Source organism: Geopsychrobacter electrodiphilus DSM 16401, from assembly GCF_000384395.1.
Taxonomy (GTDB): domain Bacteria; phylum Desulfobacterota; class Desulfuromonadia; order Desulfuromonadales; family Geopsychrobacteraceae; genus Geopsychrobacter; species Geopsychrobacter electrodiphilus.
Genome location: NZ_ARWE01000001.1, coordinates 3,814,710 through 3,838,275, shown reverse-complemented (window position 1 = coordinate 3,838,275; position 23,566 = coordinate 3,814,710). Strand labels below are relative to the sequence as shown.

The following is a 23,566-nucleotide window of genomic DNA, read 5'->3' as shown; positions in this document are numbered from 1 at the left end:
TATTAATAATGCAATTGCGCTACCAACATGAAAACGAGACAATTATTTAGCCCTGATTTATGGAGGACTTCGCATGCGATTTGATGAGATTCTGCAACAGTTTGATAAATTGCGCTTACCGCGTCGCACATTTGTAAAAGGAATGGCCTTTGGCGGAGCCATCCTCGGGCTGGGTATTTCGCCATCACGTCTGCTCGCCGCAAGCGGATCATCACCTGCACAACAGACCTTGCGAGGGAACCGCTTCAAACTCAGCATCGCCCCACAAGCGGTCAACTTCACAGGGAAGGAACGACTGGCGACAGCCGTCAACGGTTCTGTGCCGGGACCGATTCTACGTTGGAAAGAGGGGGATGAGGTCAGCCTGGATGTGACCAACAACTTGGCGGAATCGAGCTCCATCCACTGGCACGGACTGATCCTGCCGACCGGCATGGACGGGGTGCCGGACATCAGCTATAAGGGGATTGCGCCGGGAGCGACCTTCCACTACCGCTTTAAGGTCCGGCAGAGCGGCACCTTCTGGTACCACAGTCATTCGGGTTTTCAGGAACAGACCGGGCTCTACGGCCCGATCGTTATCGAACCCAAAGAGCCCGAACCTTTCAGCTACGATCGTGATTACGTCGTGATGCTGTCAGACTGGTCCGATGAAGATCCGACCGATATTTATGCAAAACTCAAGAAGATGAGTGGTTACTACAACTTTGCAGAACGCACCGCGGGCGATTTGGCGCGGGACATCCGCGATAAGGGCCTAAATCAAACCTGGACGGATCGCAGCATTTGGAACCGCATGCGCATGAGCGACCGTGACCTCTCCGATGTGACCGGCTACACCTACACCTATCTGATGAACGGACAGACCCCAGTCTCCGGCTGGACCGGTCTGTTCAAACGCGGCGAGAAGGTGCGGTTGCGGATTATCAACGGCTCGGCGATGAGCTTCTTCGATCTGCGCATTCCTGGGCTGAAAATGCGCGTAGTGGCTGCCGACGGCCAGAACATCGAACCGGTGACGGTCGACGAATTCCGCATCGGAGTCGCTGAAACCTATGATGTGATCGTTGAGCCCAAAGATGATCGTGCCTACTGCATCTTCGCCCAGGCCCTTGATCGCAGCGGCTATGCCCGTGGCACCCTGACAACCAGTCCCGGGCTGATCGCGGAGGTGCCGGAGTTTGATCCTTACCCTCTTTTGACCCATAAGGATATGGGGATGAACATGAACGGCATGTTGGCTATGGGGCAGATAAGTGGAATGGGTGGCATGCACCAGATGATGCCGGGCATGCAGATGTCAATGGGGAAGGATAGCCCGGCCACCGACATACAAGAGACAAAAAACATACTAATGCGCGGTCCGGCCGGTCTCGGCAGCGACGCCGAAATTGTGCATGCGGCCAGCGAGTTCGGCCCTCAGGTCGACGCCCGCGCGCAGCAACCGCTCTACCGCCTGGATGATCCGGGGGTCGGTCTGCGCGACAACGGCCGACGGGTGCTCAGCTACGCCGATCTGCGCAACCTCACCCCAACCCTCGATCAGCGCGAACCGGAACGTGAGATCCAGCTGCACCTGACCGGCAACATGGCCCGCTATATGTGGTCGATCAACGGCGTCAAATACGCCGATGCTGAGCCGCTGCGCTTCAAATACGGCGAACGTCTGCGCATCACCTTTGTCAACGACACTATGATGAACCACCCGATGCACCTGCATGGTATGTGGAGCGAGCTCGAAACCGGCGACGGGCTGCATCTGCCGCGCAAGCACACGGTCATCGTGCAGCCGGGCGCGAAAATCAGCTACCTGGTCACGGCCGACGCCATGGGCGGCTGGGCCTATCATTGCCACCTGCTTTATCACATGCTGGGGATGTTCCGAAAAGTCGTTGTCAGCGAGGGGGGGCGAGCATGAAAATCTGTCTGAAATACACTCTTGGCCTGCTGATCCTGGCGCTGGTATTCCCAATGGGGTCAGTTGCAGGCGGCATGGAAGATGATCCGCTCTTGACCAAGCTGGTGATCAACCAGTTGGAAGTCCGCGATGCTGATGGAGCGACGCCCCTGGTCTGGGATGCCGAAGCCTGGATCGGCAAAGACCTGCATAAACTCTGGATCAAGACCGATGGTGCATTGATCAGCGGCCAGGTGGAAGAGATGGAACTACAGGCACTCTACAGCCGTGCGGTTGCGCCCTTCTGGGATCTGCAGCTCGGCTGGCGGCGCGACATCCGCCCGACTCCGCAACGCGACTGGCTGGCGTTGGGATTCAAGGGGCTGGCGCCCTACTACTTCGATATCGACAGCGCAGTCTTTATCGGCACCAATGGCCGTACCGCGCTGCGTCTACAGGCCGAATATGATCTGATGCTGACCCAGCGCCTGGTGCTGGTGCCAGATTTTGAGGTGAACTTTTATGGCAGGAATGACCCAGCCGTTGGTATTGGCAAGGGTATTTCAAACACTGAAGCTGGCCTGCGGCTGCGCTACGAAATCCGTCGCGAATTTGCCCCCTACATCGGCATCAACTGGAACCGGGTCTATGGGAACACCGCTGACTTTGCCCGGAGCGAAGGGGTCGGTATAGAAGAGACACAGCTGCTTGTGGGCGTCCGCTTATGGTTTTAGAAACTGACCGCCCCGTAAAAGCCCGCGGTATAATCGGGGCTGCTGTTACTTAGGCCCTGCCCCAGATAGGCGCCGACACTCCCCTGCTCCGACACCCGGTAGCGGGACTGCAGCTGCACCTCCAACGCATCGGGGTTGCCAGCAAAGGCTGTGGTCGCCCCGGAGAGTGCGAGCCCGGCATCCAGCTTTTGGGTCAACTGGTAGCGGACAGAGCCCTGATAGGTCCAGTAGTTATTCGGATTGTAGGTCGTCGTCGACCCAGGTGTCACGTAGAGTGTCTCGGCATACAGCGACCAGTCGCCGAAAACCTTGCCGGCACTGAGTCCAGCGCCAAAATCGAAGGCGCCGGTTCCGAGCCCCTTGTCTTTATCAGCCGTCGGGGCCTTGAGATAAATCAGGGGACGGAGCATCGGAGTTGTGGCGGATTCAGGCAACAAGGTATAACCGGTCGTCAGGGTAATATCTCCGAGCCCAGATTGCGATTTGGTTTGGCTGGTGCTGGTGGTTGTACTCCCGCTGCCCATGCCACCACCAGCAGTGCCCCCCGTGGTGGAGCCGGAGGTCTGCATCGGGAAACGTATCCCCCCCAGAGAAACAGTTGAACCGGCACTCTGATAGAGATAGGGGATCTCTAGCGAGAAATCGAGACGTTCTGTGGGGTAGTAACCGATGATCAGAGGGATACTGTAGCTGTCGGTCGTCTGAGACGTGCCGTAATTGCCACTGGCGAAATCAAACCCAAGGCTCACGGAGAGCTGAGGATTGGGTGCGCCCAGCGCGCTGGTTGAGAGGCAAAAGAATAAACCCATCCCTAGCAGTAGAACCCATGTTTTCATATTGTTCAATGAGGTCATCTTTAGCTGCTCCATTTTAACTATACTGAGAGGCTGTCAAAACATACCTCGCGACTGCCTCTCAGTATACGGAAAGATATCTAGTCCGCAAACAAGATCTGTTGATTTTTCATTCGTTAATCCGATAATGTCATGGTTCCGTTGTACGACGTAGATCTAGAATTACCTTCAGTTCCATCCTGCGCATGAATCTGGCCCTGACTGCGGCTCATGTTTTGATTCGTGTTCATGTTCTGATTCATGTTCTGATTCATGTTCTGATTCATGTTCTGATTCATGTTCTGGTTCATGTTCTGGTTCATGTTCTGGTTCATGTTCTGGTTCATGTTCTGGTTCATGTTACGTGAAGCAGTATGAGTTTGAGACTGGCCACCCATGGAGTGGACCATACTTCCTTGCCCTCGAGAAAAACTACTCCCCGCATGAGAACCTCCTCCTCCTTTTCCAGCTGTTGCCAAACTTGCACTACCAACACTCACTGCCAGCGCGATCATTACGATAAACATTTTTTTCATCAACATTTTGTTTCTCCACGGATTCAAGATTAAGGGGACAATAACTTTTCTGGTGGTACTCAGTTTCAGAGATCTGCGCCTTTTAGGGGCAGCTGCGGCCGAATTCAGGCAGAATATTCTGCAACCCTGATTTTCTTAAATGTCCAGACATGTCTCTTAGACGCGGGATAATGGATTTAGTTTACAAAAAAGTTCGGTACAGGGGAAAATATCGAGATTTGGTTTTTGTCGAATGGAATTGTGAAGCAGCAACGCCCCGGCTGAAGCCGAGGCGCGTAAGGTTATCAACCTGTCGAGGGAAGCACTGCTAATGCCCCATACGCCGCATCGGCAGGCGTTGCATTCCCCCTGCCGGTCCCATATTGTGCTGGCCGCCCATGTAATTTTGCCGCAGTTGCCGGGCACGCTCGGCGCGCTCGGCCTCCGGCAGATCTTTCAACTGTTCCAGTTCCTGACGCAGTTTCTGTCGTTGCTCTGGAGTCAGCTTTCTGAAGTTCTGATACGTCTGACGCAATTGCTCGCGCCGTTCGGGGGACAAGGCTTGCCAGCGCTTAAAGCGTTCCTGAATCCGTTGCTGTTGCTGAAGATCCAGTGCCTTAAAGCGCTGCAACCGTTGACGCAATTGCTGCTGCTCTTCTGCCGGTAACGCCTGATACTGCTGATAGCGCTCGCGCAAGGCTTGCTGCTGTTGGGGTGAGAGCTGCTGCCAGCGCTGCAGAGCTTGCGCATTCAGTGGCGTTTCGGCCCTGACTCCGGCCTGACCCTGGCGAACGGTGCCCTCCACCGCCAACGCATTGACCGACAGCAGTAGCAACCCGAGGAAGATGATCATCCGGACTATTTTCATTTCTTCTCCTCCCCGGCGCTCAGTAGGTTTAAATCTTTCAACATATCCATCTGCTGCAAAAGCTCCATATGTGCGATGACCTGCTGATCCTCGGCATTGACCTGAGCCTCTGGCTCTTTTTTTTGTTCGTCACCCTGTTCGGCGGCAAAGGCTTGATGCACCGGGAAAAGCAGGAGGCAGAGCACCAGCCAATACAGGCAAAAACTTTTTCTCATCTGGTCATCCCTGGCTGGCGAGTTGTTGCAGCAGATCGAGGTTTTCCAGCAGATCGAGATTCTGCAGAAGTTCAAACTGATCCAGCACCTCCTGCTCGGCGACCTGAGTTGTGACCACGGGGACAGGCGGTTCTATCTGCTGCCGCAGGTTCAGGGTCAACGTCATCACCAGAGCTCCTGCCAATGCCCAGCCCAGTGCAGGTCGACTGAAACGACGCCGCTGAGGCAACTTTTTCATAACGCGGGCACTGAAATTCGTCAGCTCACCGTCTGTGAGTTCGGGCACGCCTGTCGGCACCAGATTTAAAAATTTCCGTATTTCGGCAAGTTCGCTACGGCAGAGAGAACACGTTTGCAGGTGTTGTTCGACCTGCAGCTTGTCTGCGTCATCGAGGTCACCAAAATGAAACAGGCTGAGCTGCTCTGTCGGGCAGGCGTTTAATTGTGTTTTGCTGGTCATGATAGACCTCCTTGCAGGTCTTTTAACTCGTTCCGCAAAAAATGGATGGCGCGGTGAAGATGGGCCTTAACCGTCCCGACTTCAAGCTCAAGGACGCTGGCGATCTCCTTGAGCGGCATCCCTTCATGATGCCGCAGGATAAAAACCATCCGCTGTCGCGCCGGAAGTTTATCCATCGCCTTGGTCATTGTTCGTCCCGCCTCCCCGGCCAGGTAGATTTCCCCCGGATTTGCACCCGGATCGGCCGCCTGCTCCAACGGATCCTGATCATCCTCAGTGTTGCGCAAGAAAAAAATCTTCTGCTTCAGCTTCTGCCGCCGTAGATGATCAATCGCCAGACGACTGAGGATCTGGTACAGCCAGGTCGACAGGCTGCTCTCTCCACGAAACTTCGCAATATTCTTATGCAGCCGGATAAAAGCTTCCTGAGCCAGATCTTCGGCATCTTCGCGGTTACCGACCATACGCCAGGCCATCCCGATCAGGCGGGCTGAATTAGCGTTGACCAGCGCCTCGAAGCTGCTCTCATCTCCAGCCTGAAGCTGAGCCAAAAGAATTTTTTCGGTACCTGCATCCATCGAGAGAGCGTATCCGCCTCTTCCTCGTACGTCAATGTTGCATGAGAAACAATTCTACTGACTCAGATCACGAAAATCAGTGCCACTACCGGAATCTATAGCTTTGACGCTTGAAGGGGATAAAAGGTTTACCCAGTAGATATTTTTTTTAAAGCGTCACTCTAGCGTCTCCTTGAAACAAAAAATCATGATTCCATATTTTTTTGTAAACCTTTCCAGAGGTCGATCGTCAAAGACACTGAAGCGCCAAAAGCGGCCTGATACTTTTAAATTGCAAAGGGAGTAAGATTATGAATAGAGCTTTCATCTGGACCCTGCTGGTCCTTCTGATTCTGGCGGGCTGTGCCCCCGGAGTCGGGCCCAAAGAACAGGGGGGAGTCTTGTTAGGGGCAGGGACGGGTGCCTTGTTGGGTTCTCATCTCGGACGCGGTCATGGTAGCGTGGTTGCAGTGGCGATCGGCACACTGGCCGGAGCCATGATTGGTCAGGAGTTGGGACATTCACTCGACCAGGCAGACAAACTGGCGATGAATCAAAACTTGCAGGAAGGGTTGGAATACAATCACAGCCAGGAAACAAACAGCTGGAATAACCCTGACAATAAGCACTGCGGAAGCCTGACGCCAATAAAAACCTTCCGGACCGCCAAAAATGATTATTGCCGCGAATACCTGCAAACGGTGGTCATCGGTGGTCAAGAAAGCCGCGCCTATGGCACCGCCTGTCGTACCGCTGATGGCAGCTGGAAGATCGTAAAATAAGAAATAGTTTTCACCCAGAGGCAGAATGTCTGCCCCTGATGAATGGGGACAGATTGTCCCGGAAAAGTTAACCAATCCAAAACATCTAAAGAGGTGAAACCATGAAGAACAAAACTTTGCACATGGCACTGGTGATACTAACGGCATTGGTCCTGATCACAGGGCTGAGCGCCTGCGGTGGTGGCGGCTCAACGACGCCTGCCACGACCGGTGCGACCCTGAGCGGCAGCGCTCAGTGAATATGAAACGAAACCTGAACCCGATCCTTTTAAGGGAGAACCACATGAATAAGATAATGACCTTTTTAAGTATGGCCTTGCTGATTTCAGTGATGACCGCCACCAGTGCCATGGCTTTAACCGCGAATCATGCCTATACCGTGCAGCTCCACAGCGTTTCTGCTGCGGGGGTCCCGAGTTCAACGCCGGTGGCACAGATGAACGCCACCAGCGACATGAACGGCAAACTCAGCTTTCAGTTCAGCAACGTACCTGACTCCGGCAGCACCCCATTTCTGATGATCCAGATCATGGACGGCGGCACGATGGTGCGGCAGTCCCTCGCCCCGGCGCCGACAGCCGGACAACAGTTGCAGATGGGGGTGAGTGAAATCAGCCACCGTCAGACCCAGGCTGCCCTGCAGGCGATGATGGGCGCAACCAGCACCGGTGAATCCGCGCTGCGCGCCATGTTCCCCCTGACCATGATTGCAACCGGCAACATGCTCGATGCAGATGCTGACAGCTTTGGTCAGGCAGCCCATGACGCCGCCACGGCTTTCGCTACATATCTCAATAATAACGGCGCGACCGCAACCCAGATGGCCAACTTCCAGAACGGCCTGCTTGATGCCATGCGGACCTTTGCCGCTGAAAACAGGACCGCGGTTGATGACACCGTTACCAACACCGCAGCCGGGAAATTCGGTTTGGCAAACGCTCAGCTGATGACCGCGATGATGCAGGCCGGGAACACCGCCGGCATCGATCCGACTCTGCTGGCTGCAGCCTTTGATCAGGCTGGTCAGGCTATGGATAGCTCAACCGCATTGGCCAGTCTCTCACCCGGCCAATTCGCCGCCATGCAGACCAATTACATGGCCGGCACCCAACAACGGCAAATGTTGGGCCAGATGAACGGTTACGCCGCGGCCATGCCGGTTGTTGGCGCAAGCCCAACCCAGACCCAGACCTTGACCTCGGCGATGGGCAATCTGCAGAGCGCTATGGTTACCGCGCGGCAGTCTTTCTGCCAGCAAGCCTTCGCCGATCCGATGATCCTGCCAACCCAGGCCACACTTGATACGGCGGTGATCGACATGCAAACGGCGATGAATAACGCCTTTGGCGACTTTAACACTGCGACTGACGGTGGCACCCAGATCGGCACTATGCTCGACACCATGGCGAGTGGCATGAACGGAATGGGCGGCATGATGGGTGGGACAATGATGACAGGTACGACCCTTGCTGGCTTGAATCTGGGGATGATGCAGACCAGCATCGGCGGGCCACTCCAGAACTGGTCGACCATGATGGTGGCTGGCACCAACCTGCTGCCTTCGGTCGCGGGGATGACCTACACCCCAGTCACCAGCGCGTTGACAACCCAGCTCTCAGATCTCTCACCAGCAAGCATGCCGATCGCTCCCGACTTAAGCCTGCTCCCCACGAGTCCCGACAAGAGCCTGCTGCAGTTGCAGTATGACCTGATGCTGGTTCACCTGATTGATGTTCAAATGGCGACCAATCTGGCCCCGCTGGACCCGGCCGCGATGGCCACGATCAGCGCCGCTGATCTCGCTAACCGGGATTCGGTTATGCTGGGGCTTAGCGGGCTGACAGATGTGCAGAAGAGCGCACTGATGCATGCCATGAGCCCGCTGCATCTGATTTAAAAACGCGGAAAAAGGGTAATTTAACGGGGGGCGGCCAAGTTTGGCGCCCCCCGTTTTTTTAATCACGACTCGCCGCACTGATCCCTGCCAGGTAGCGGGTTGACTAGCAGACCTGCAGGTTGAAACCGCCGGTCGGCCCATCCAGATCGATCATCTCACCGGCAAAGTAAAGATTAGCGATCTTTTTCGAGCGCATGCTGCGCATATCGATATCCTTCAGCGAAACATCTGCGCACCACCGATGATCCAGAAGAACCGTAATCATCTCTTAGGTCCGTAGCTTGATCGTATTGACCCGTAAATTGAAGTCTCCAGAATTACCTATCAGGAGCTCTCTGGCACAAAAGAGCCAGAATCCTCCGCAACTATCAGGGTCCGGGTTGATGCAGCGCGAAACATTCGACGCGAACGACCTCACAGTTTGGACTTCACTCCAACGCCGCCATGGCTGCTCGACACATTGAAAATTTTGTCCGACTGGGGAACCGGAGCGTAAGCTACTTAAGATAGTAAAGGATCGGCTGGGCTTGTCAGCGCACAGTTACAGCTACTCAAGGGAGCTTGGACGATTTCGGATTCAGCGGGATAGGAAAACATCCGCAAGCAGCATCTGGCCGAAACGATTCAAACCAGGTGGCTGGATCGCAAAACTACCTGACGCTTTTACAATACATAAGCACTCTGTGGCTAATAATCGCCCGCCTGGAATGGTTTGAAATTTGGGTCAATTCTCTAATGGCCCATACCGTGCCAAGGAAAATGAACACAACCGGTTAAAGTAAGGGTGACTCCTACAATCAGCAAAACTCCAGCAATTAGAAGAAACTTTTTCATCTGAACTCCTTTACGCTTCTATGGTGGTTTAAATCTCCCCCCTCAAGGAAATCGAACAACTAACAAAGGCACCCCATCAGCGAACCAAATTTGAGGCCCATCGGAACCATTAAGGTCAACCCTAACCACCCCAGTATGACAACTGAACTGAGGCTTAATACAAAAAAACCAATAATAAAGGTCCTATCAGCATGTGGTAGCACGTCAGCAAGGCCTGACTCTTCCAAATTTTCAGACGATGACTCTTTAGAGTAGCCTTCAGAGGGATTGATCACGCCGAGAAGATCGCAGCATCGTGAGCATAATTTATATTCTTGGCTGACGGGTGCTCCACAACCGAGGCAGTTTATCGCAGCTAAACTCATGAGATCTCGTCTTTGACAAAGCGATCATTGAAAGGATTTCGGCTCATTTCACGGACGTAAATGCTCACGGGTTTCCTTACCTCACTTCAGGGAGTCGAATATCCTGCGCTTACAACTAAATGCGCAGTTTCAGAAATTTTTTTTATCGGGGAGCCATCCCCCCTTCTCAGCACATTTGGGGTTGCTATCTCACGCCTTTCGCTTCCAGAATAAAATTCGTGCTCAGTTTGTTCTCGAACAGAGTCTTTTCCGAGCACAACCCAACCGTTCGCACGTTTGAATCTCTCTATCCCTTCAGCTTTAATCAAATCGTCAAGTCGGGTCGATTTCACCATGTCAAACCGACCGTCCATGTACCGGATTCGAATCATCATCGGCATTCTCCTTTTTAGTATCCCCCGGTCGTTCCTTCAAAAATTTGCCTCAATATCACTGAAGGTATCGGCTTAATTAGGGTGTTGTCAGAAATATCTTGTTTGGAATTGTGGGATTTCCTATAGCAAACTGGAGAATATTCGACAATTTCATATACGCTTCTCCGGCTGTCATCGATTCCATTTCACCTTTTACAGTTAACCCATTCCGCTTCGCCTGAAAAGCTGAGGCCTCATGACTACTAGGATTCGAGGGGTTGGTATGCTTGATAATAAAAATTGAAACGTTCACTGGCATGTCCATGGTTTTAGTTTATTTTGAAAGAAGGTATGGGTATGCATTTCAGCTATCGTGCCAATAAAGAAACCCTTGGGTAGACATTTACCTTGGTAGTTTGCTGTGTCTGAAAACAGGAGGCGTCAGACGTCCTTTCGCATGGGAATAGTTTTCATGATGGTTTTACTGTTAGGCCGTTTCTTGTGCCTTGTTTGGTATATCAGCAACCATCGAGTTTGATCATAGTACTGTCCAAAATGAGGTCAATTACAGCGACCGGTCGGCGGTAGCGCCCAGATCCTTGGACAACGTCGGTCGAGTTGGCGGTTCCGGTCGATGAGTGCTTTGCGTAGCGGCAGGAAAGCCTGAAAGCAGCCAAACTTGCGCTTCTCCCGAAAGAGCACATTAAAGCCATTGAGGATGGCCGCCTTAAACGGTGGTCAGCAGGGCCAATCGCTGGGTGACATCTTCACGGTCAGCGCCGCCGATAAAGGTGTCGCTGCGTGCGATACCCCTAAAATGACGTGTTGCAGCAAACAGGGAATCTCAAAGCTAGGCTGCGAGTTATATGGTGAGCACAGCAGAGGATGGGTAAACTCAAAGGATGTTTCCTGTTTTTGTATGTGATGGCTTTTGAAATCTTTCCTATTAAACTCATGGAGAACTATATACATAAAAACAATCTTGACGCTGTGTTTTTACGCGTGTATATCTACACTCTATTTATCAACAATGGAGGAGAGTTATGCGTCACGTAATTTGGTTAGTCGTCCTGGTTCTTTTGGTGTCTCTGCCGAGTGTAAGTTTTGCCGCACTGGATGACTTTTTCGTCAGTACCGATTGGCTGGCACAAAATCGCGACAGGGTCGTCGTGGTCGATGTGCGTAAAAAGCCTTTCTTTCTTCTCGGCCATATCGAGGGAGCACAGTACGTTCCCCGCGAGTCTTTTCTCGAGACTCGGCATCAGGTCAAGAGCCTTGTCCCAAGCACAGCAGTGATAACCGCCACACTCAATCGACTGGGGGTTACGCCCGAAACGATCATCGTCGCCTATGCCGAGGATGACAATCCTTATGCCGCACGCCTTGTCTGGACCTTGCGTTATCACGGACATAGTAATTCCTATGTTCTGAATGGCGGATATGATAAATGGTCCGCCGAGGGGCGCGAAACCAGTCTGTTTCCCACCCCAGATCCGAAACCGTCCGATTACCGCATGCCCGCCGAGGCAGAGTGCAGCGATTCGCGCGCAGTGGCCGACGACGTTTTCACCAGACTGGATAATCCGGCAGTCGTGATCTGGGATACCCGGCGGGATGCAGAATTCGCCGGCACGGAAGTACGTGCCGACCGGGGTGGGCATATTCCCGGAGCTGTTCATCTTAACTGGACCGAGTTACAAACCGAAAAGGACGGGATTAAAGTCCTCAAGAGCCAAGATGAGATCGTCACCTTGTTGAAATCCCGTGGCATCACCTCGGACAAGGAGGTCATCGCTCATTGCCAGACCGGGGTCAGGTCCTCTTATGCAACCCTGGTTCTACTTGGCCTTGGCTACAAAAACGTCAAGAATTATGATGGCTCTTGGATTGAGTGGGCCAACGACCCCTCCTTGCCGATTGTCAATGCTGATGGGCGATTTGAAAGCGCAGCCAGGGTCACCGGTAACTGAGGTCGATCTGTTATCTTGGATTAAGGAAACGGTAAAAAATGTCGATTGCTAGACTCAAAAACCGTCTGATCGCAAGGCTCATTACCCGCTTTCCGCGACTGGCCGAACGATTTGTCGCTGCTTACCGCCCCTGGGAGAGCGAGGGTGAGATTCCCTGGGTCCGACCGACGAAATCGTTGCGCCAAGCCAAACTCGCCTTGGTGACGACATCGGGAATCCACCATATGGATCAGCAACCCTTCGACATGCAGGATTCCGATGGTGATCCGAGCTATCGGGAACTTGACGGTGGGACGCTATTCGCCGACTTTCGCATCACTCACGACTACTATGATCACGGCGACGCCCGCAAGGACCCGAACATCATATTTCCCCTAGATCGTGTGCAAGAGCTTGTTGATGAAGGGGTCATCGGCGGTCTGGCCGAGACTCATTACTCTTTCATGGGGCATATCGATGGGCGGCATATCGCAACACTGGTTGAGAGGACGGCGAACGAGGTCGCCGCTCGACTGAAACGAGACAAGGTCGACGTGGTTCTGCTGACACCGGCTTGAGGGATCTGCAATCAATCCGTGGGATTGATCCAAAGAGAAATTGAACGACGGGGGATTGCGACGATCGGCGTTTCGATCGTCAGGGAATACACGGAAAAGGTCAGGCCACCGCGTACAGTCTTTTTGCGCTGGCCCTTTGGTCATCCTCTGGGAGAGCCTGGCAACCGGGAGCAACAGCGGGCGGTACTGTACGAGGCGTTTCGCACTCTTTACCAAACTGAGCTGCCGGGGACGATCGTCGATCTGCCGTTTCGCTGGCGGCGCGAACAATACCGGGACTATTGCCCGCCGGAAAATTCTGAATTGGAATGACGCCATTGAGGTTACCGTGGCGCAGGCGGGGTTTTGAATCGACATCCGCCGCAAGGTTGTCAGTTCCTGCACGGCCCCGGAGACCGTCCCCCACTTCGTTTCTTGCAAAAACTTTGTTGATATCCCTTCTCTGCTGGCCAGCCGCGAGTAGATATCCTCAGGAAAGCTCATCTTACCTACGAGCGCCCTGAGGTCGATGATGGTCGCTGCGACCCACCGCACTGTGACCGGGTGGGTGCCGCCGCCAAGTCCCACTATGCCGAGCTACTGCAGCGTCAGGAACTGTTTCTGCTGCAGAACGAGGGCAATTCGCCGACTTCATCGAAAACAAGGTACCCTTCCTAGCACAGGATGAATTCAATCACCTTGCGCAGTGAGTCTTCGTCATCATTGACCGGAATTGATTTTGTATCCATGGTCCACTTCCCTTCACCGGTCTGAGGTAACAGGACCCGGAAAGTTGTCCCCCAGGGAGCCGGTCTCGACCTCGATCTGGCCGCCATTGTTCTGGATGATGCGTTACGAGATGGCCAGCGCCCCACTCAAGCACGCCGTCTTTGTTGCCCCCCAGTCAACCACGGTTATTGAGTTCGATGTCAACGAGGTCGGCGACTGGTTCTTCTACAACCAACTCCTAACCGTATGAGGAGTGGTATGACCCGGGGCGTCAGATATGACAATTCCACCCTGCCACCCCAGGTGGCAGCGTTCAGGCCGAAGCCCTACCAGAATTAATGGTACGCCTGGGGGCGGGCCGACATCCTGAGCAAGGACTTCACCATGCGGGCGCAAAGGCATTCAGATTACCGCTGGGGAGGGACGCCGCAGATCCGCTTCTGAGGTTAAACCCGCCAGTATCGAAAGGAACCGATTCCATTGGCTATCATCTCAGTCGACAATTAAACATAACATTCGCTGAGACAGAAACTCTGGTGATTTCCAAGCTGGCGGAAAAGGGTTTCGGAGTTCTTACCGCGATCGATGCAGGCGACATTGAAAAAGAAACGGGGGGTTGATTTTACCCCCGACAGGATTCTCGGCTCCTGCAATTCACACCTCGCCTACCAGGCTTTGCAGGTTAAACCCAGAACCGTTCTCAGATTGAAAACTGGCTTTGCGAAGTCAAAAATAAATCCGGTCTTTAACTTTTGAAAGGTCAAGATCAATAAAAACGGACTTTGGCGAATTATTTTAAGTAGTTACCTGCCTAACTCCTGGGGCGATTTAGACCCCTAAAGTCGGCCTATAGCCCCAATAATGCCTCCTGGTGGGGCAAAGATCTCTAAATATCAAGAGGTTACCTTGGTCAGCCTCTGAAGCCAGAAGACGGGTTAATCCGTGGCTGATGGTTTCCTGGTTGCTATGGCTCGCTCGGAGCCTTTCTTCCCAAAGGTTTGGTACTCCGAACGGTCCCAGACCAACCGGCAAACACGGCAAGCGCAACGGCACTTAAGATAAAAGCCACGCCGCCTACCTGCAGCGCATTCAAGCGTTCTCCGAAACCGCCCATGGCAATCAACAGTCCAGCCACCGGAACCAGGAACAAATACAATGAAAGTCGGCCTACCTCCCCTCGCTGCAACAACCAGAACCAGAGCCAGGTGCTCAACGCGGTGCCGGCCAAGGCCAGGAAGAGCAAAAGACCGACAAAACCGCCTGTCCACGCGATGGTCTCCTGCGGCTCAAAAACTATCGACAAGCCGAGCAGAACCAGGCTTCCGGCAATGAGTTGCCAGGCCGTCAGCGACAGGAGGTCTTTACCAGGGCGAAGCCTTTTGATGGTCACGCTGGCCACCGCCGCGCTGACCGAAGAGCCCAGCGCCAGTATTGCGCCGAGAAAAGGATGGCCGGTTGGTGCACGCAAGGCGGGCAGCGCCAGCAGGGTTACGCCAGCCAGTCCAAACAGCAACGCCAGCGCCTTGCTCCACCCGATTTGTTCACCGAGAAAAAGTGCCGCCAGCACAATGATGATGAGTGGTTGCGCGTTACCCAAAACGGAAGCGATGCCCGCACCGGTGTAAGCCGGGCTGGCAAACATCGCCCCGAAAGTAAACGTGGTGGCCAGCAGTCCCAAGGGTAGAATCCATCGAACCAACCGCGCCTCGGGCCACATCGGTTTTCGGCGGATGACCAGCACGAGCAAGAGCACCAGCCCGCCCAGGAGCGTGCGTGCACCCGCAAAGCGCAACGGCGGCGCGAATGCCAGACCCACATCGATCGCCGGATAACACGCGGCCATCGGCGCAATGACCACGAGCATCAGACAGGCTTGTCGAAGCGGTGAAAGCGGGCGCTCCACTTCTGGCCGCGGCGAGCGTCTCATCTGTTGCACCTCCCATTCTGGTGGCCTCTGGGCTTGAGATTATTCCAAGGGGACCGTCATTCTTATAGTTTACAGCAATCTCCACAAACGGCGGGATCTGACAAACCAGCACGTCGGCGATGGCACGGAGTAATTCGGCATCGCATTCCTGGATCAATCCGTCCGCGCCGGCGACATGCACGCAGGCTTTGAGCAGATTCATTTTTTACCTCGCCTCGGCAAACGCGAGGCGATCGAGAACGGCATCCAATCGACTTCAGGCAATTGGTTTATTTGTGATTATGCCGGTTTAAAAGCTCTTCGATCGTCGACTTGGTGGCCTTCGGAGTAATGACCTTGATCTGTAGTTTTTCCTCATCGACGAAAAATTTCTCTTCGGGAATTTGGGCTGCTATAAGCTCATTTTTCGCGTTTTTCAAGGCATCTGTTGAGGCATAGGTAACGGTCACGGTTTCATTCATTGTGTGTTCTCCTTTTATCGGGTTGCAGGGATCGCCAGAAACGACTGTAAACCTTCACCAGTGCTGAAGTTTACTATTGGCGACATTAATGAGTAATAGACTCGCAAATACCATGCCGAAGATCTAGAGCTGGGGGCAGAGTAAGATTCTGATTTTATTTGAAAAAAGACCAAAAGAGGGGTGGAGTAAAGGTAACACCCTCAGCAGCATCCATCATATTTAGCAAGTCCGTCAATCATGACAGATAGTATAGGCTGTGCTGCCGGCAGACTCCTAGCTTGTGCCCATCCGGGAACCTCGGATGGCACTAACGCAGTTTTCGATCTGGAAACGAGAAATTTGTAACAAGGTCCCGGAAGGGGCTGACATTTCTCCTTTTGCCAAACGTGACCCGGCGCCTGGCCAGTGTTCTAGCCGTCTAATTTCCGTGTTGATGTTGATGCTCCGGCTGGTCGTCGGCCGGTCGTTGCCTGAGGAAGAAAAATTCCCCGATCAAGATGACCGCCATGACAGCCGCAGCAACGATTAAAACGAAAGGATCAGAGATGATCTTTACCCAGAGAAAACTGCCAAGGATGACCATATCGAGAACGATTGCCGTGATCGGAATCACCGGATTTGCACCCAACTCTTTTCTCAAGTGGCGCAACACACCCCAATGGATGGCGATATCCATGATCAGATAAAAGATGATGCCCAATGCCGCGATGCGGGTCAGGTCAAAAAACGCCGTCAGCAGCAAACCCAGGACAATCGTATAGACCAGCGTATGCTTCTGGATGCTGCCGGGCATGTGAAAGTGACGATGAGGAACCAGCTTCATCTCGGTCAGCATGGCGAGCATTCTTGACACCGCAAAAATGCTGGCTATGATGCCTCCGGCGGTGGCCAGCATGGCCAGAATCACCGTAAACCAGACCGCGTATTTCCCCAGTGCCGGTCTGGCGGCAGCGGCCAGGGAGTAGTTGCGCGTTGCGATGATCTCTTGCAGCGACAGGTTGCTGGCGACCGCAAAGCCCACCAGCGCATAGATCACCACACAGAGTGCGATTGAGATCATGATGGCTCTGCCCAGATTGCGGTGGGGATCTTTCAGCTCTGAACCACTATTGGTAATGGTTGTAAAGCCTTTGAAAGCCAGAATCCCGAGCGCCGTTGCCCCGAGAAAACCGGTCAAGGATGCGCCGGGATCCGTCGCCGAGAAATTCACTTCCACTGTGTCCGCCGCCAGCACTCCGACCACGCCAAACAGAACAATACCGCCAATTTTGATAAAGCCGAGGACCGATGCAACCCCCTCGATCACAGAATTAGCGGACAAGTTGATCAGAAAAGCCGCCAGAAGCAATCCTACCCCTAGAATGGGAACCAGCAGGCTGTTGTCATCGATTTCGAACAACTGCAAGGTGTAGGAACCGAAGGTCCGCGCCAGAAAGCTCTGGGCGATCACCATGGAAAAATACATCAACAGTGCATGAAAGGCAGTCGTCAGGGTGCGGCCATAGGCTTTTTCCAAATACATGCCGATGCCGCCGGCGGAGGGATAGGCATTCGATAATTTGACGTAGGAGTAGGCGCTGAACGAGACAACCAGCGCGGAGGAAAGAAAAGCCAGGGGGAACAGGCTGCCGGTCATCTCTGCCATCTGTCCGGTCAGCGCGAAGATCCCGGCGCCGATCATGACGCCGGTCCCCAAGGCTACCGCGCCGATCAGCGAAAGACTGTCCGCCCGGTATTTCGAAGTTCTGTCGGGTGTTTTTTTCATGCTATTCATCCATTTCTGGGTGCGGAAGCTAATGCTATCAATATAGCATCAATCAACAGCAGCGCCAGGGGCGCATCCAACAGGAGAAGCTGGCGTCATCTGTTGCCGTTCATGCTATGAGACCCGCGCTTTTATTGGTAGTGACAGTGAAGCCCGGGCGAACGACTATTCCCCGAAAAGTCGAGCTGATGCCCGCCTGTCCATCAACGGACTGGCTCAGTACGATACTGTCAGTTACTGGGAGAATATCGTGGACCATCATTCCAACCGGCAATTGGACTTTCACTGCAGCAAAAATGTTGGTTTCAGCAAGCTTGGGGGAAGGTTTGGTGTACTGACGGAGATCGATGTATAGCCGACCCTAAAAAAGAAACTGGGAGTTGACTTTATTCCCTACGAAATTCTCGGTGCCGGCAATTCACATTTTGCTTACCAGGGTTTTTAGTTTGAACCCAGGATTGGCACTATTTTTCTACGCAATATTCATTCTGCGGACGTTGGAGGATGGAGCCATCTAAGTTTCGGCCGTTGCCCCCCTCCGATGCAGGCGATTGAGGACTGAACTCAGAGTTGTGGTCGGATAGGTGCGGGGGAAATTACGCCGGGTAATTGCTGAGCTCTGAAGCAAATATCGGTAGCTGTTTTTTTTCGCGTGCCATCTTCAAAAGAATCGTAAAGTCCTCACCAAAGGTGGCGATCGCCTCTCGATGTTTCTCCAAGTCGCTAAAACACAGGTAGCGCAGATGAAGATTGTCCAGAGAATTGAGGGAAGGACGGGCTAATTGACGCAAAACCTCCTTCTCCCGGCTGTCAGGAATGACCAGAAAAAACTCCCAGGTCTTCTCGCCGAGGGAGGCCGCCAGATCGGCCAAACGCAACATTCCTGAATAGATGGAGGTGCTTTTTTCAATCTCGAAGGCGCTGACAACCCGGTGTGTGTTGTGGCACAGCCATATGACGTCAATCAGTGAAACCGTTCGGGCTGTTTCCGCGTCCAACCGCAGGTCGGGCAGGTTGGGCAAGGTCAAGGCGGTGAGACTCTGGCCATCGATCGAGCGTCCCCGGTCGTTGCCAGCGACAAAGACGTCATAACCGAGCTCCCGTCCGACCTGCACCAATAGCATTTGCATCCGCAGGTGGTGGTTCTCTTCATCCAGATCCTGGCAGATTTCCTGATGCCGGCGTTGCAACACCCTCTCCCGCTTCAAGCGGGCCTCCTCTCCCAGGGCAGGCTCCTTGTTTTTGAGCCGCAGTCGCTCGCTGCCGATCTCGAAAAGTAACCCGGCTGCAGCGCCCAGATCCTTTGACAGAGCCGAACCGAGCTGCCGATTCCAGTCGATCAAAGCTTCGCGCACCGCTAAATATGTCTGCCAGCAGCCCAGCTTACGCTTCTCATGGAAGAGCAGGTTAAATCCCTTGAGGATCGCGGTGTTAAAGGGTGGCATCAAGGTTGGATGGAGAAAATAGAGAATGTTGGCCACCGCTGGTCCTAATCCCTTAATATAGCAACTGTCGAGGCGAAGGATCGCAGCAAGAAGTTTCTCCTCGCGCTCGGTCGACAGCACCGATTCGAGGAATTGGCCAAAGGCTTCCTGATTGGCGCGATTTTCATAGATATCTGGAATCCGCAGTTTAGGCTTCCAGTAAAAGGGATGTGCGGCACCAGTGAAAATCTGTTTCTGCTCGGTGATACAGGACAATACAAACTCCAGCAGTGACCCCTTGAAATCGTTGCCGAACCTGTTGTTCTTGATTGCCGCGACAATCTCCCGTACACCACATCGAATGGAACGGAAGGCTTTCAGGCGCATATCGCTCTGAATAAACCAGGTGTTATAAACCGATTCCGAATCCTGCTTGTAGGCGTCGACTAGAGACCAGTATGTTTGGGGAGACATGTGATTTTACCTTTAAGGTAAGAATTGGATGATACTAAGTTAACCCTCGGGAATAAGGGGAGGTGTTCGTTTTAACTGGTGCTCCAGCCTTGTATAGCAGTTCCGAACTAAAAAGAATCTCTCCCGTTTGACCCTGTGGTAGGAACAATGTACTTGCCGCACGCTGGAAAGCTTAGTCGTTTGCTATTTCGCTGAGGACCACCTTGGGCGGCGCGGCCGTGTCGCCGCTCTTTACGACCTCGACCTTTCCGGTCACAGCGACTTCCCGCATCAGGCTATCCATCACCGGGCAGTGTTTCTCCACCATTTTGGCCAATTGATGCAGTTTTTCTTCTGGTTCGTCGGAAATAATCTTGGCCGTAAAAGAAATCTGAGAGAAACCGGAGGGAACGTCCGCCAGGTTCAACAACCCGCGCAGGTCAAGATAGCCTTTGGCATGTACCTCGATTCGCTCGATTTCAAGGCCCATGACTGCCGCATAGGCACGGTAAACTATCTCCTGGCAGCCTCCAAGTGCGGCCAACAGCATCTCAACCGGATTGGGCCCAGTGTCTGTGCCGCCCAATTCCAGTGGTTCATCAATTGTTGTTGTAAAACCGCGAATTTGTGATCGTACGGCGAAGCTGTCTGTTTCTGAAAAGGCAGATGCCCGAAACACCGAGGTGGCAACCTGCGGCTTTTTATCGATCGTATCTATTAGCTGTGTGATGGCATTTTTGATTTTAACGCTCATGAATTTTTCTCCTGATTTATAAGTAAATTACTCGTGAATGCTCTTGTCCTATTTATTACTTTTTTAATGGAAAATTTCAAGGTGAAGCTGATATTGGTTAAGAGTCGGAAATAGCGCATTTCTACGCTTAGCAATGACCGCCACTATGTCAAGAATTCTTAGTTTGCTGCGCAATCGAAAGTTTATCCTTCCCTTATATCTGATGTTTTCTTCAGCGAGCATTGAGCATGAAAATTACGATATCAGAGATCCGGCACATAATTTGAGTCGGTTAGGCCGATAATTATGGGTGGGGCTAAAATTATTTTATGCCTCCCGACCAGATGTATATGTGGCAGTGGCCAATGTGAATGTTTTCTGGCGCATACAAAGCATCGCTGCTGGTTTTTAAAAAATTCTCTTTGTAGAATATTCAACAAAGAGATGGGTAGTTTTCTTCACTTGAGTTGCAGGACAAGATTGTTTTTGCCGCTATATACCCAGAATTATGTGTAAAATTCATTTGGCACAAATTGTGCTAGTAGGCTGAAGGAGTTCTTGATCTACTTAGGGAGTTTTGCGCCATGAAGTTGTTGCTTTCGCTAATCGTTCTTTTGTGCAGCCTGACGATTGCCCTGCCGGCGTTTGCTGGTATGCCGGTGGATTCTGAACTGCTTTCTTCCCTTCTTGCAGAAGCTGAAATCCATAATCCGGCATTGCAGGCAGCACGTGAGGCTGTGGATGTGGCGGCCTCCCGGATTGATCAGGTTTCAGCCCTGCCAGATCCGATGCTGTCGATCAGCCTGATGAATTACCCAATAGATACGTTGCGTAACGATAAAACGCCGATGACCGGTAATGACTTCAAGTTGTCGCAGATGTTTCCCTTCCCCGGAAAACTTGCCACCAAGAGAGAGCTTGCCCATCAGCACGAACTCTGGGCAAAAGCAAAATATGAAGATTTGGTGTTGCAGGTTCGCCAGCAGGTTCGAGACACCTGGTTCAAGTTGAGTTTTCAACGTCAGGCAATTGGCCTGATACAAACCAATATGAAGCTGATGGATGACTTTATCCGGCTGACCGAAGCGCGTTATCAGGTGGGCAAGGGTTTGCAGCAGAATGTTCTGAAGGCTCAGGTTGAGCGTTCGCGCCTCCTTGATCGTCTGCTTGGCCTGCAGCAGGATGCTGAAAACAGCAAGGCGCGGATTAACAGTCTGGTCGGACGGCCAACGGAACAGTCCCTTGCTGATATCGACGAACCCGTTGAGGTTTCGTACACTCCGAGTCTCGAAAACTTACGTAAACTGGCACGTCAAAATCGCCCGATGTTCGGTGCTTTTGACGCATTGATAGGCCAATCTGAACAGAAGGGCAAGCTGGCCAAGCTCGATTATCGTCCCGACTTTACGGTCTGGGCAGGTTACCGCTTTCGTGCCGATGATCTCCCCGACAAGGGCACCGATTTTGTCAGTGGCGGAGTCAGCCTGAACCTCCCTTTCCCCAACGCCAAACGGCGGGCTGCAGTGCGGGAAGCCGATGCGAGTCTGCGGATGGCTCACCAGCAGCGTAACGAGTTTACCCGTCAAGTCGATCTGGCATTACATAACGGTCTGACAGATCTGCAGCAGGCTCAGCAGCTGGTTAAGCTCTACCGTGGCGGCATCATTCCCCAAGCTGAGCAAACCTACAAGGCGACCTTGTCGGCCTATCAGGTGGACAAGGTCGATTTCTTGACCCTGACTGATTCGCTAATGACGGTTTACCGTTTTCGTATCGATCTGGCGCGTGCCGAATCCGACGTTCAGCGCAGTGCCGCACGGTTGCTCGCAACCACCGGCCTGGACGATATCGCTCAATCTATCTCCCCCTCTCTCGACCGATAAGGACGCTCCTCATGCGTAAGCTTACTCTCTCACTATTATTCATGCCCCTGGCTGTGCTTCTGTTGGCTGGACTTTACTGGATGACGGCCTCGATGCTCGCACCTCAGACGGTCGATTTTAGTATCATTAGACGTGCTGCCGCTGCCGAGAGGAAAGTCAAATACTGGAAGGCGCCGATGGATCCGACCTATATCCGTAACGCCCCGGGAAAATCGCCGATGGGGATGGATCTGGTGCCGGTTTACGAAGACGATGCGCAAAGCGGCTCAACCCTCAGTATCGATCCTGTGACCGCCCAGAATATGGGGGTCCGTACGGCACCGGTGGTCGTAGGGGATATCTTTAAACGGATCCGCACCGTCGGTCTGATCGCTTACGAAGAACCGAGGCAGTACTCCGTTAACGCCAGAATCTCAGGCTGGGTCGAGAAACTCTATGTCAACGAGAAGGGCCAGAAGGTCAAGCAAGGGCAGCCGCTGTTAGAGATCTATAGCCCCGAACTGGTAACCGCCCAGCAGGAGTTGATTCTGGCGAAGCAGAACCTTGCTGGTCTCTCAAAAAGCAGTTTCCCCGAGATCGTCGAGGGGGCAAAACGGCTGCTTGAAGCCTCGCGGAGTCGTTTGAGCCTGTGGGATATTTCAAGTGCACAGATCGCTCAGATCGAAAAAAGTGGTCAGGTGCAGAAACGTCTGACTCTTGAAGCGCCTCACTCCGGGATCGTGTCGATGAAAATGGTCACCGAGGGGATGCATATCCAGCCCGGTGCGCCATTGTTTCAGATCTCCGACCTCTCGCGGGTCTGGGTTTACGCTGATCTCTACGAAAACGAACTGCCCTTCGTCAAGGTCGGACAGCAGGCCAGTGTGACCCTCCCCTATGCCAATGAGAAACCACGCAGCGCCAAAGTGAGTTACCTCTACCCCTATGTCGATGCCAAGACCCGTACGGTCAAGGCGCGGTTGGAGTTTTCCAACACCGACCGCAGCCTGCGCCCCGATATGTATGTCAACGTCGAGATTCAGGCCGAACCGCGCACGCATGTGCTGATGATACCGGCCGAAGCGGTTCTGAATTCGGGCGACAAACAGCGGGTCTTTGTTGCTTTGGGCGGCGGGAAGTTTGAACCGCGCATGGTCAAGACCGGGGTTCAGGGCGACGCGGGCATGATTGAAATTGTGAGCGGTGTCGCTCCCGGTGAAACGGTGGTGACCTCGGCTCAGTTCCTGTTTGATTCGGAAAGTCAGCTGCGCGAGGCGGTTAATAAAATGCTGGAGCCGAAAAAAGAGCCCTCCGCCGATGCTGGAGCCGCTGCCGATCTGTTTGGCGATGAAAAAGCTTCCTCCAAAAAGAAACTCGATGACCTCTTCTGATTCGA

At 53.1% G+C, this 23,566-nt stretch carries 26 protein-coding genes; 13 read left to right on the top strand and 13 right to left on the bottom strand.

Translation table 11 applies throughout. From position 1 onward, the window contains the following. The first annotated feature begins 73 nt into the window (after window positions 1–73). Window positions 74–1,918 carry a copper resistance system multicopper oxidase gene (locus D888_RS0118050; RefSeq protein ID WP_020677976.1) on the top strand — a complete coding sequence of 615 codons (1,845 nt, stop codon included), beginning with the start codon at window positions 74–76 and terminating at the stop codon, window positions 1,916–1,918. Next, window positions 1,915–2,631, top strand: coding sequence for a copper resistance protein B (locus tag D888_RS0118045; RefSeq protein WP_020677975.1), 717 nt, complete (start codon window positions 1,915–1,917; stop codon window positions 2,629–2,631). Before D888_RS0118050 ends, D888_RS0118045 begins: the two co-directional genes overlap by 4 nt. Here the strand turns inward: D888_RS0118045 and D888_RS22330 are convergent. The 6 genes from D888_RS22330 to D888_RS0118015 form a co-directional block, all read right to left on the bottom strand. Beyond that, entirely contained in the window at window positions 2,628–3,485 is an 858-nt protein-coding gene (locus tag D888_RS22330; protein WP_020677974.1) for a transporter, read from the bottom strand. The genes D888_RS0118045 and D888_RS22330 overlap by 4 nt on opposite strands. Window positions 3,486–3,601: 116 nt before the next feature. Further along, on the bottom strand, window positions 3,602–4,006 hold the full coding sequence (locus D888_RS23420) for a hypothetical protein (protein WP_020677973.1): 405 nt from the start codon (window positions 4,004–4,006) through the stop codon (window positions 3,602–3,604). Between the two features lie 301 nt (window positions 4,007–4,307). Continuing rightward, the gene (locus D888_RS22325) at window positions 4,308–4,847 is read right to left on the bottom strand and encodes a DUF3106 domain-containing protein (RefSeq protein ID WP_020677972.1); all 540 of its coding nucleotides are present in this window, start codon (window positions 4,845–4,847) and stop codon (window positions 4,308–4,310) included. Beyond that, complete coding sequence (locus D888_RS0118025) at window positions 4,844–5,062, bottom strand: hypothetical protein (protein ID WP_020677971.1); 219 nt, start codon at window positions 5,060–5,062, stop codon at window positions 4,844–4,846. Before D888_RS0118025 ends, D888_RS22325 begins: the two co-directional genes overlap by 4 nt. Before the next feature lie 4 nt (window positions 5,063–5,066). Next, window positions 5,067–5,522: an anti-sigma factor family protein gene (locus D888_RS0118020; protein ID WP_020676579.1), complete on the bottom strand. Its 456-nt coding sequence runs from the start codon at window positions 5,520–5,522 to the stop codon at window positions 5,067–5,069. Then, on the bottom strand, window positions 5,519–6,100 hold the full coding sequence (locus D888_RS0118015) for an RNA polymerase sigma factor (protein ID WP_020676580.1): 582 nt from the start codon (window positions 6,098–6,100) through the stop codon (window positions 5,519–5,521). Before D888_RS0118015 ends, D888_RS0118020 begins: the two co-directional genes overlap by 4 nt. 290 nt (window positions 6,101–6,390) lie before the next feature. On the opposite strand from D888_RS0118015, the gene D888_RS0118010 reads away from it, so the two are divergent. From D888_RS0118010 to D888_RS0118000, 3 genes are all read left to right on the top strand, one after another. Continuing rightward, the gene (locus tag D888_RS0118010; protein ID WP_020677970.1) at window positions 6,391–6,861 is read left to right on the top strand and encodes an RT0821/Lpp0805 family surface protein; all 471 of its coding nucleotides are present in this window, start codon (window positions 6,391–6,393) and stop codon (window positions 6,859–6,861) included. 101 nt (window positions 6,862–6,962) lie between these two features. Next, a complete protein-coding gene (locus tag D888_RS24260; RefSeq protein ID WP_020676582.1) occupies window positions 6,963–7,100 on the top strand; it encodes a hypothetical protein in 138 nt (45 codons plus the stop codon). A gap of 44 nt (window positions 7,101–7,144) precedes the next feature. Further along, window positions 7,145–8,758 (top strand): hypothetical protein, encoded by a 1,614-nt coding sequence (locus D888_RS0118000; RefSeq protein WP_020677969.1) that lies wholly within the window; start codon window positions 7,145–7,147, stop codon window positions 8,756–8,758. A 103-nt stretch (window positions 8,759–8,861) separates the two neighbouring features. Here D888_RS0118000 and D888_RS23795 read toward each other — a convergent pair whose 3' ends face one another. Both D888_RS23795 and D888_RS24255 read right to left on the bottom strand, forming a co-directional pair. Continuing rightward, window positions 8,862–9,023 (bottom strand): NAD(P)/FAD-dependent oxidoreductase, encoded by a 162-nt coding sequence (locus tag D888_RS23795; protein WP_020677968.1) that lies wholly within the window; start codon window positions 9,021–9,023, stop codon window positions 8,862–8,864. Window positions 9,024–10,043: 1,020 nt separating this feature from the next. Continuing rightward, window positions 10,044–10,331 carry a GSU3473 family protein gene (locus D888_RS24255; protein WP_020677967.1) on the bottom strand — a complete coding sequence of 96 codons (288 nt, stop codon included), beginning with the start codon at window positions 10,329–10,331 and terminating at the stop codon, window positions 10,044–10,046. 1,022 nt (window positions 10,332–11,353) lie between these two features. Here D888_RS24255 and D888_RS22315 point away from each other — a divergent pair. The 5 genes from D888_RS22315 to D888_RS25010 all read left to right on the top strand — a co-directional run bounded on the left by D888_RS22315 (window position 11,354) and on the right by D888_RS25010 (window position 14,301). Beyond that, window positions 11,354–12,280 carry a sulfurtransferase gene (locus D888_RS22315; RefSeq protein WP_020677965.1) on the top strand — a complete coding sequence of 309 codons (927 nt, stop codon included), beginning with the start codon at window positions 11,354–11,356 and terminating at the stop codon, window positions 12,278–12,280. Window positions 12,281–12,318: 38 nt separating this feature from the next. Beyond that, the gene (locus D888_RS0117975; protein ID WP_020677964.1) at window positions 12,319–12,837 is read left to right on the top strand and encodes a glycine/sarcosine/betaine reductase selenoprotein B family protein; all 519 of its coding nucleotides are present in this window, start codon (window positions 12,319–12,321) and stop codon (window positions 12,835–12,837) included. An 18-nt stretch (window positions 12,838–12,855) separates the two neighbouring features. Further along, on the top strand, window positions 12,856–13,149 hold the full coding sequence (locus tag D888_RS0117970; RefSeq protein WP_020677963.1) for a hypothetical protein: 294 nt from the start codon (window positions 12,856–12,858) through the stop codon (window positions 13,147–13,149). 460 nt (window positions 13,150–13,609) lie between these two features. After that, the gene (locus D888_RS0117965; protein ID WP_020677962.1) at window positions 13,610–13,795 is read left to right on the top strand and encodes a multicopper oxidase domain-containing protein; all 186 of its coding nucleotides are present in this window, start codon (window positions 13,610–13,612) and stop codon (window positions 13,793–13,795) included. A gap of 335 nt (window positions 13,796–14,130) precedes the next feature. Further along, a complete protein-coding gene (locus D888_RS25010) occupies window positions 14,131–14,301 on the top strand; it encodes a DUF302 domain-containing protein (protein WP_425402576.1) in 171 nt (56 codons plus the stop codon). Window positions 14,302–14,509: 208 nt separating this feature from the next. Here the strand turns inward: D888_RS25010 and D888_RS22310 are convergent, their stop codons facing one another. From D888_RS22310 to D888_RS22305, 3 genes are all read right to left on the bottom strand, one after another. After that, window positions 14,510–15,409 carry a DMT family transporter gene (locus D888_RS22310; RefSeq protein WP_281169687.1) on the bottom strand — a complete coding sequence of 300 codons (900 nt, stop codon included), beginning with the start codon at window positions 15,407–15,409 and terminating at the stop codon, window positions 14,510–14,512. 332 nt (window positions 15,410–15,741) lie between these two features. Next, window positions 15,742–15,933 carry a hypothetical protein gene (locus D888_RS0117950; protein WP_020677959.1) on the bottom strand — a complete coding sequence of 64 codons (192 nt, stop codon included), beginning with the start codon at window positions 15,931–15,933 and terminating at the stop codon, window positions 15,742–15,744. A 418-nt stretch (window positions 15,934–16,351) separates the two neighbouring features. After that, window positions 16,352–17,698 carry an APC family permease gene (locus tag D888_RS22305; protein WP_020677958.1) on the bottom strand — a complete coding sequence of 449 codons (1,347 nt, stop codon included), beginning with the start codon at window positions 17,696–17,698 and terminating at the stop codon, window positions 16,352–16,354. A 373-nt stretch (window positions 17,699–18,071) separates the two neighbouring features. Between D888_RS22305 and D888_RS24905 the strand changes: the two genes are divergently transcribed. Next, window positions 18,072–18,143, top strand: a complete 72-nt coding sequence (locus D888_RS24905; RefSeq protein WP_083928953.1) for a hypothetical protein — start codon at window positions 18,072–18,074, stop codon at window positions 18,141–18,143. Window positions 18,144–18,294: 151 nt separating this feature from the next. Here the strand turns inward: D888_RS24905 and D888_RS0117940 are convergent, their stop codons facing one another. Continuing rightward, window positions 18,295–19,596 (bottom strand): hypothetical protein, encoded by a 1,302-nt coding sequence (locus D888_RS0117940; protein WP_020677957.1) that lies wholly within the window; start codon window positions 19,594–19,596, stop codon window positions 18,295–18,297. A gap of 172 nt (window positions 19,597–19,768) precedes the next feature. Next, window positions 19,769–20,329: an OsmC family protein gene (locus tag D888_RS0117935; protein WP_020677956.1), complete on the bottom strand. Its 561-nt coding sequence runs from the start codon at window positions 20,327–20,329 to the stop codon at window positions 19,769–19,771. A gap of 563 nt (window positions 20,330–20,892) precedes the next feature. On the opposite strand from D888_RS0117935, the gene D888_RS0117930 reads away from it, so the two are divergent. Continuing rightward, window positions 20,893–22,191, top strand: coding sequence for a TolC family protein (locus D888_RS0117930; protein WP_020677955.1), 1,299 nt, complete (start codon window positions 20,893–20,895; stop codon window positions 22,189–22,191). 11 nt (window positions 22,192–22,202) lie between these two features. Next, window positions 22,203–23,561 (top strand): efflux RND transporter periplasmic adaptor subunit, encoded by a 1,359-nt coding sequence (locus D888_RS0117925; RefSeq protein WP_020675438.1) that lies wholly within the window; start codon window positions 22,203–22,205, stop codon window positions 23,559–23,561. The last annotated feature ends 5 nt before the right edge of the window (window positions 23,562–23,566 follow it).

Excerpts from the sequence above, each read along its gene's own strand:
- D888_RS22305 (WP_020677958.1), bottom strand. The coding sequence starts at position 17,698 with ATGAAAAAAACACCCGACAGAACTTCGAAATACCGGGCGGACAGTCTT.
- D888_RS0117940 (WP_020677957.1), bottom strand. The coding sequence starts at position 19,596 with ATGTCTCCCCAAACATACTGGTCTCTAGTCGACGCCTACAAGCAGGAT.
- D888_RS23795 (WP_020677968.1), bottom strand. The coding sequence starts at position 9,023 with ATGATTACGGTTCTTCTGGATCATCGGTGGTGCGCAGATGTTTCGCTG.
- D888_RS25010 (WP_425402576.1), top strand. The coding sequence starts at position 14,131 with ATGCAGGCGACATTGAAAAAGAAACGGGGGGTTGATTTTACCCCCGAC.
- D888_RS0118045 (WP_020677975.1), top strand. The coding sequence starts at position 1,915 with ATGAAAATCTGTCTGAAATACACTCTTGGCCTGCTGATCCTGGCGCTG.
- D888_RS22315 (WP_020677965.1), top strand. The coding sequence starts at position 11,354 with ATGCGTCACGTAATTTGGTTAGTCGTCCTGGTTCTTTTGGTGTCTCTG.
- D888_RS24255 (WP_020677967.1), bottom strand. The coding sequence starts at position 10,331 with ATGATGATTCGAATCCGGTACATGGACGGTCGGTTTGACATGGTGAAA.
- D888_RS0117930 (WP_020677955.1), top strand. The coding sequence starts at position 20,893 with ATGAAGTTGTTGCTTTCGCTAATCGTTCTTTTGTGCAGCCTGACGATT.
- D888_RS24260 (WP_020676582.1), top strand. The coding sequence starts at position 6,963 with ATGAAGAACAAAACTTTGCACATGGCACTGGTGATACTAACGGCATTG.
- D888_RS0117950 (WP_020677959.1), bottom strand. The coding sequence starts at position 15,933 with ATGAATGAAACCGTGACCGTTACCTATGCCTCAACAGATGCCTTGAAA.
- D888_RS0117925 (WP_020675438.1), top strand. The coding sequence starts at position 22,203 with ATGCGTAAGCTTACTCTCTCACTATTATTCATGCCCCTGGCTGTGCTT.
- D888_RS0117975 (WP_020677964.1), top strand. The coding sequence starts at position 12,319 with ATGTCGATTGCTAGACTCAAAAACCGTCTGATCGCAAGGCTCATTACC.
- D888_RS0118020 (WP_020676579.1), bottom strand. The coding sequence starts at position 5,522 with ATGACCAGCAAAACACAATTAAACGCCTGCCCGACAGAGCAGCTCAGC.
- D888_RS22330 (WP_020677974.1), bottom strand. The coding sequence starts at position 3,485 with ATGACCTCATTGAACAATATGAAAACATGGGTTCTACTGCTAGGGATG.
- D888_RS0117935 (WP_020677956.1), bottom strand. The coding sequence starts at position 20,329 with ATGAGCGTTAAAATCAAAAATGCCATCACACAGCTAATAGATACGATC.
- D888_RS0118025 (WP_020677971.1), bottom strand. The coding sequence starts at position 5,062 with ATGAGAAAAAGTTTTTGCCTGTATTGGCTGGTGCTCTGCCTCCTGCTT.
- D888_RS0118010 (WP_020677970.1), top strand. The coding sequence starts at position 6,391 with ATGAATAGAGCTTTCATCTGGACCCTGCTGGTCCTTCTGATTCTGGCG.
- D888_RS0118000 (WP_020677969.1), top strand. The coding sequence starts at position 7,145 with ATGAATAAGATAATGACCTTTTTAAGTATGGCCTTGCTGATTTCAGTG.
- D888_RS22310 (WP_281169687.1), bottom strand. The coding sequence starts at position 15,409 with ATGCTCGTGGTCATTGCGCCGATGGCCGCGTGTTATCCGGCGATCGAT.
- D888_RS0118015 (WP_020676580.1), bottom strand. The coding sequence starts at position 6,100 with ATGGATGCAGGTACCGAAAAAATTCTTTTGGCTCAGCTTCAGGCTGGA.
- D888_RS23420 (WP_020677973.1), bottom strand. The coding sequence starts at position 4,006 with ATGTTGATGAAAAAAATGTTTATCGTAATGATCGCGCTGGCAGTGAGT.
- D888_RS0118050 (WP_020677976.1), top strand. The coding sequence starts at position 74 with ATGCGATTTGATGAGATTCTGCAACAGTTTGATAAATTGCGCTTACCG.
- D888_RS22325 (WP_020677972.1), bottom strand. The coding sequence starts at position 4,847 with ATGAAAATAGTCCGGATGATCATCTTCCTCGGGTTGCTACTGCTGTCG.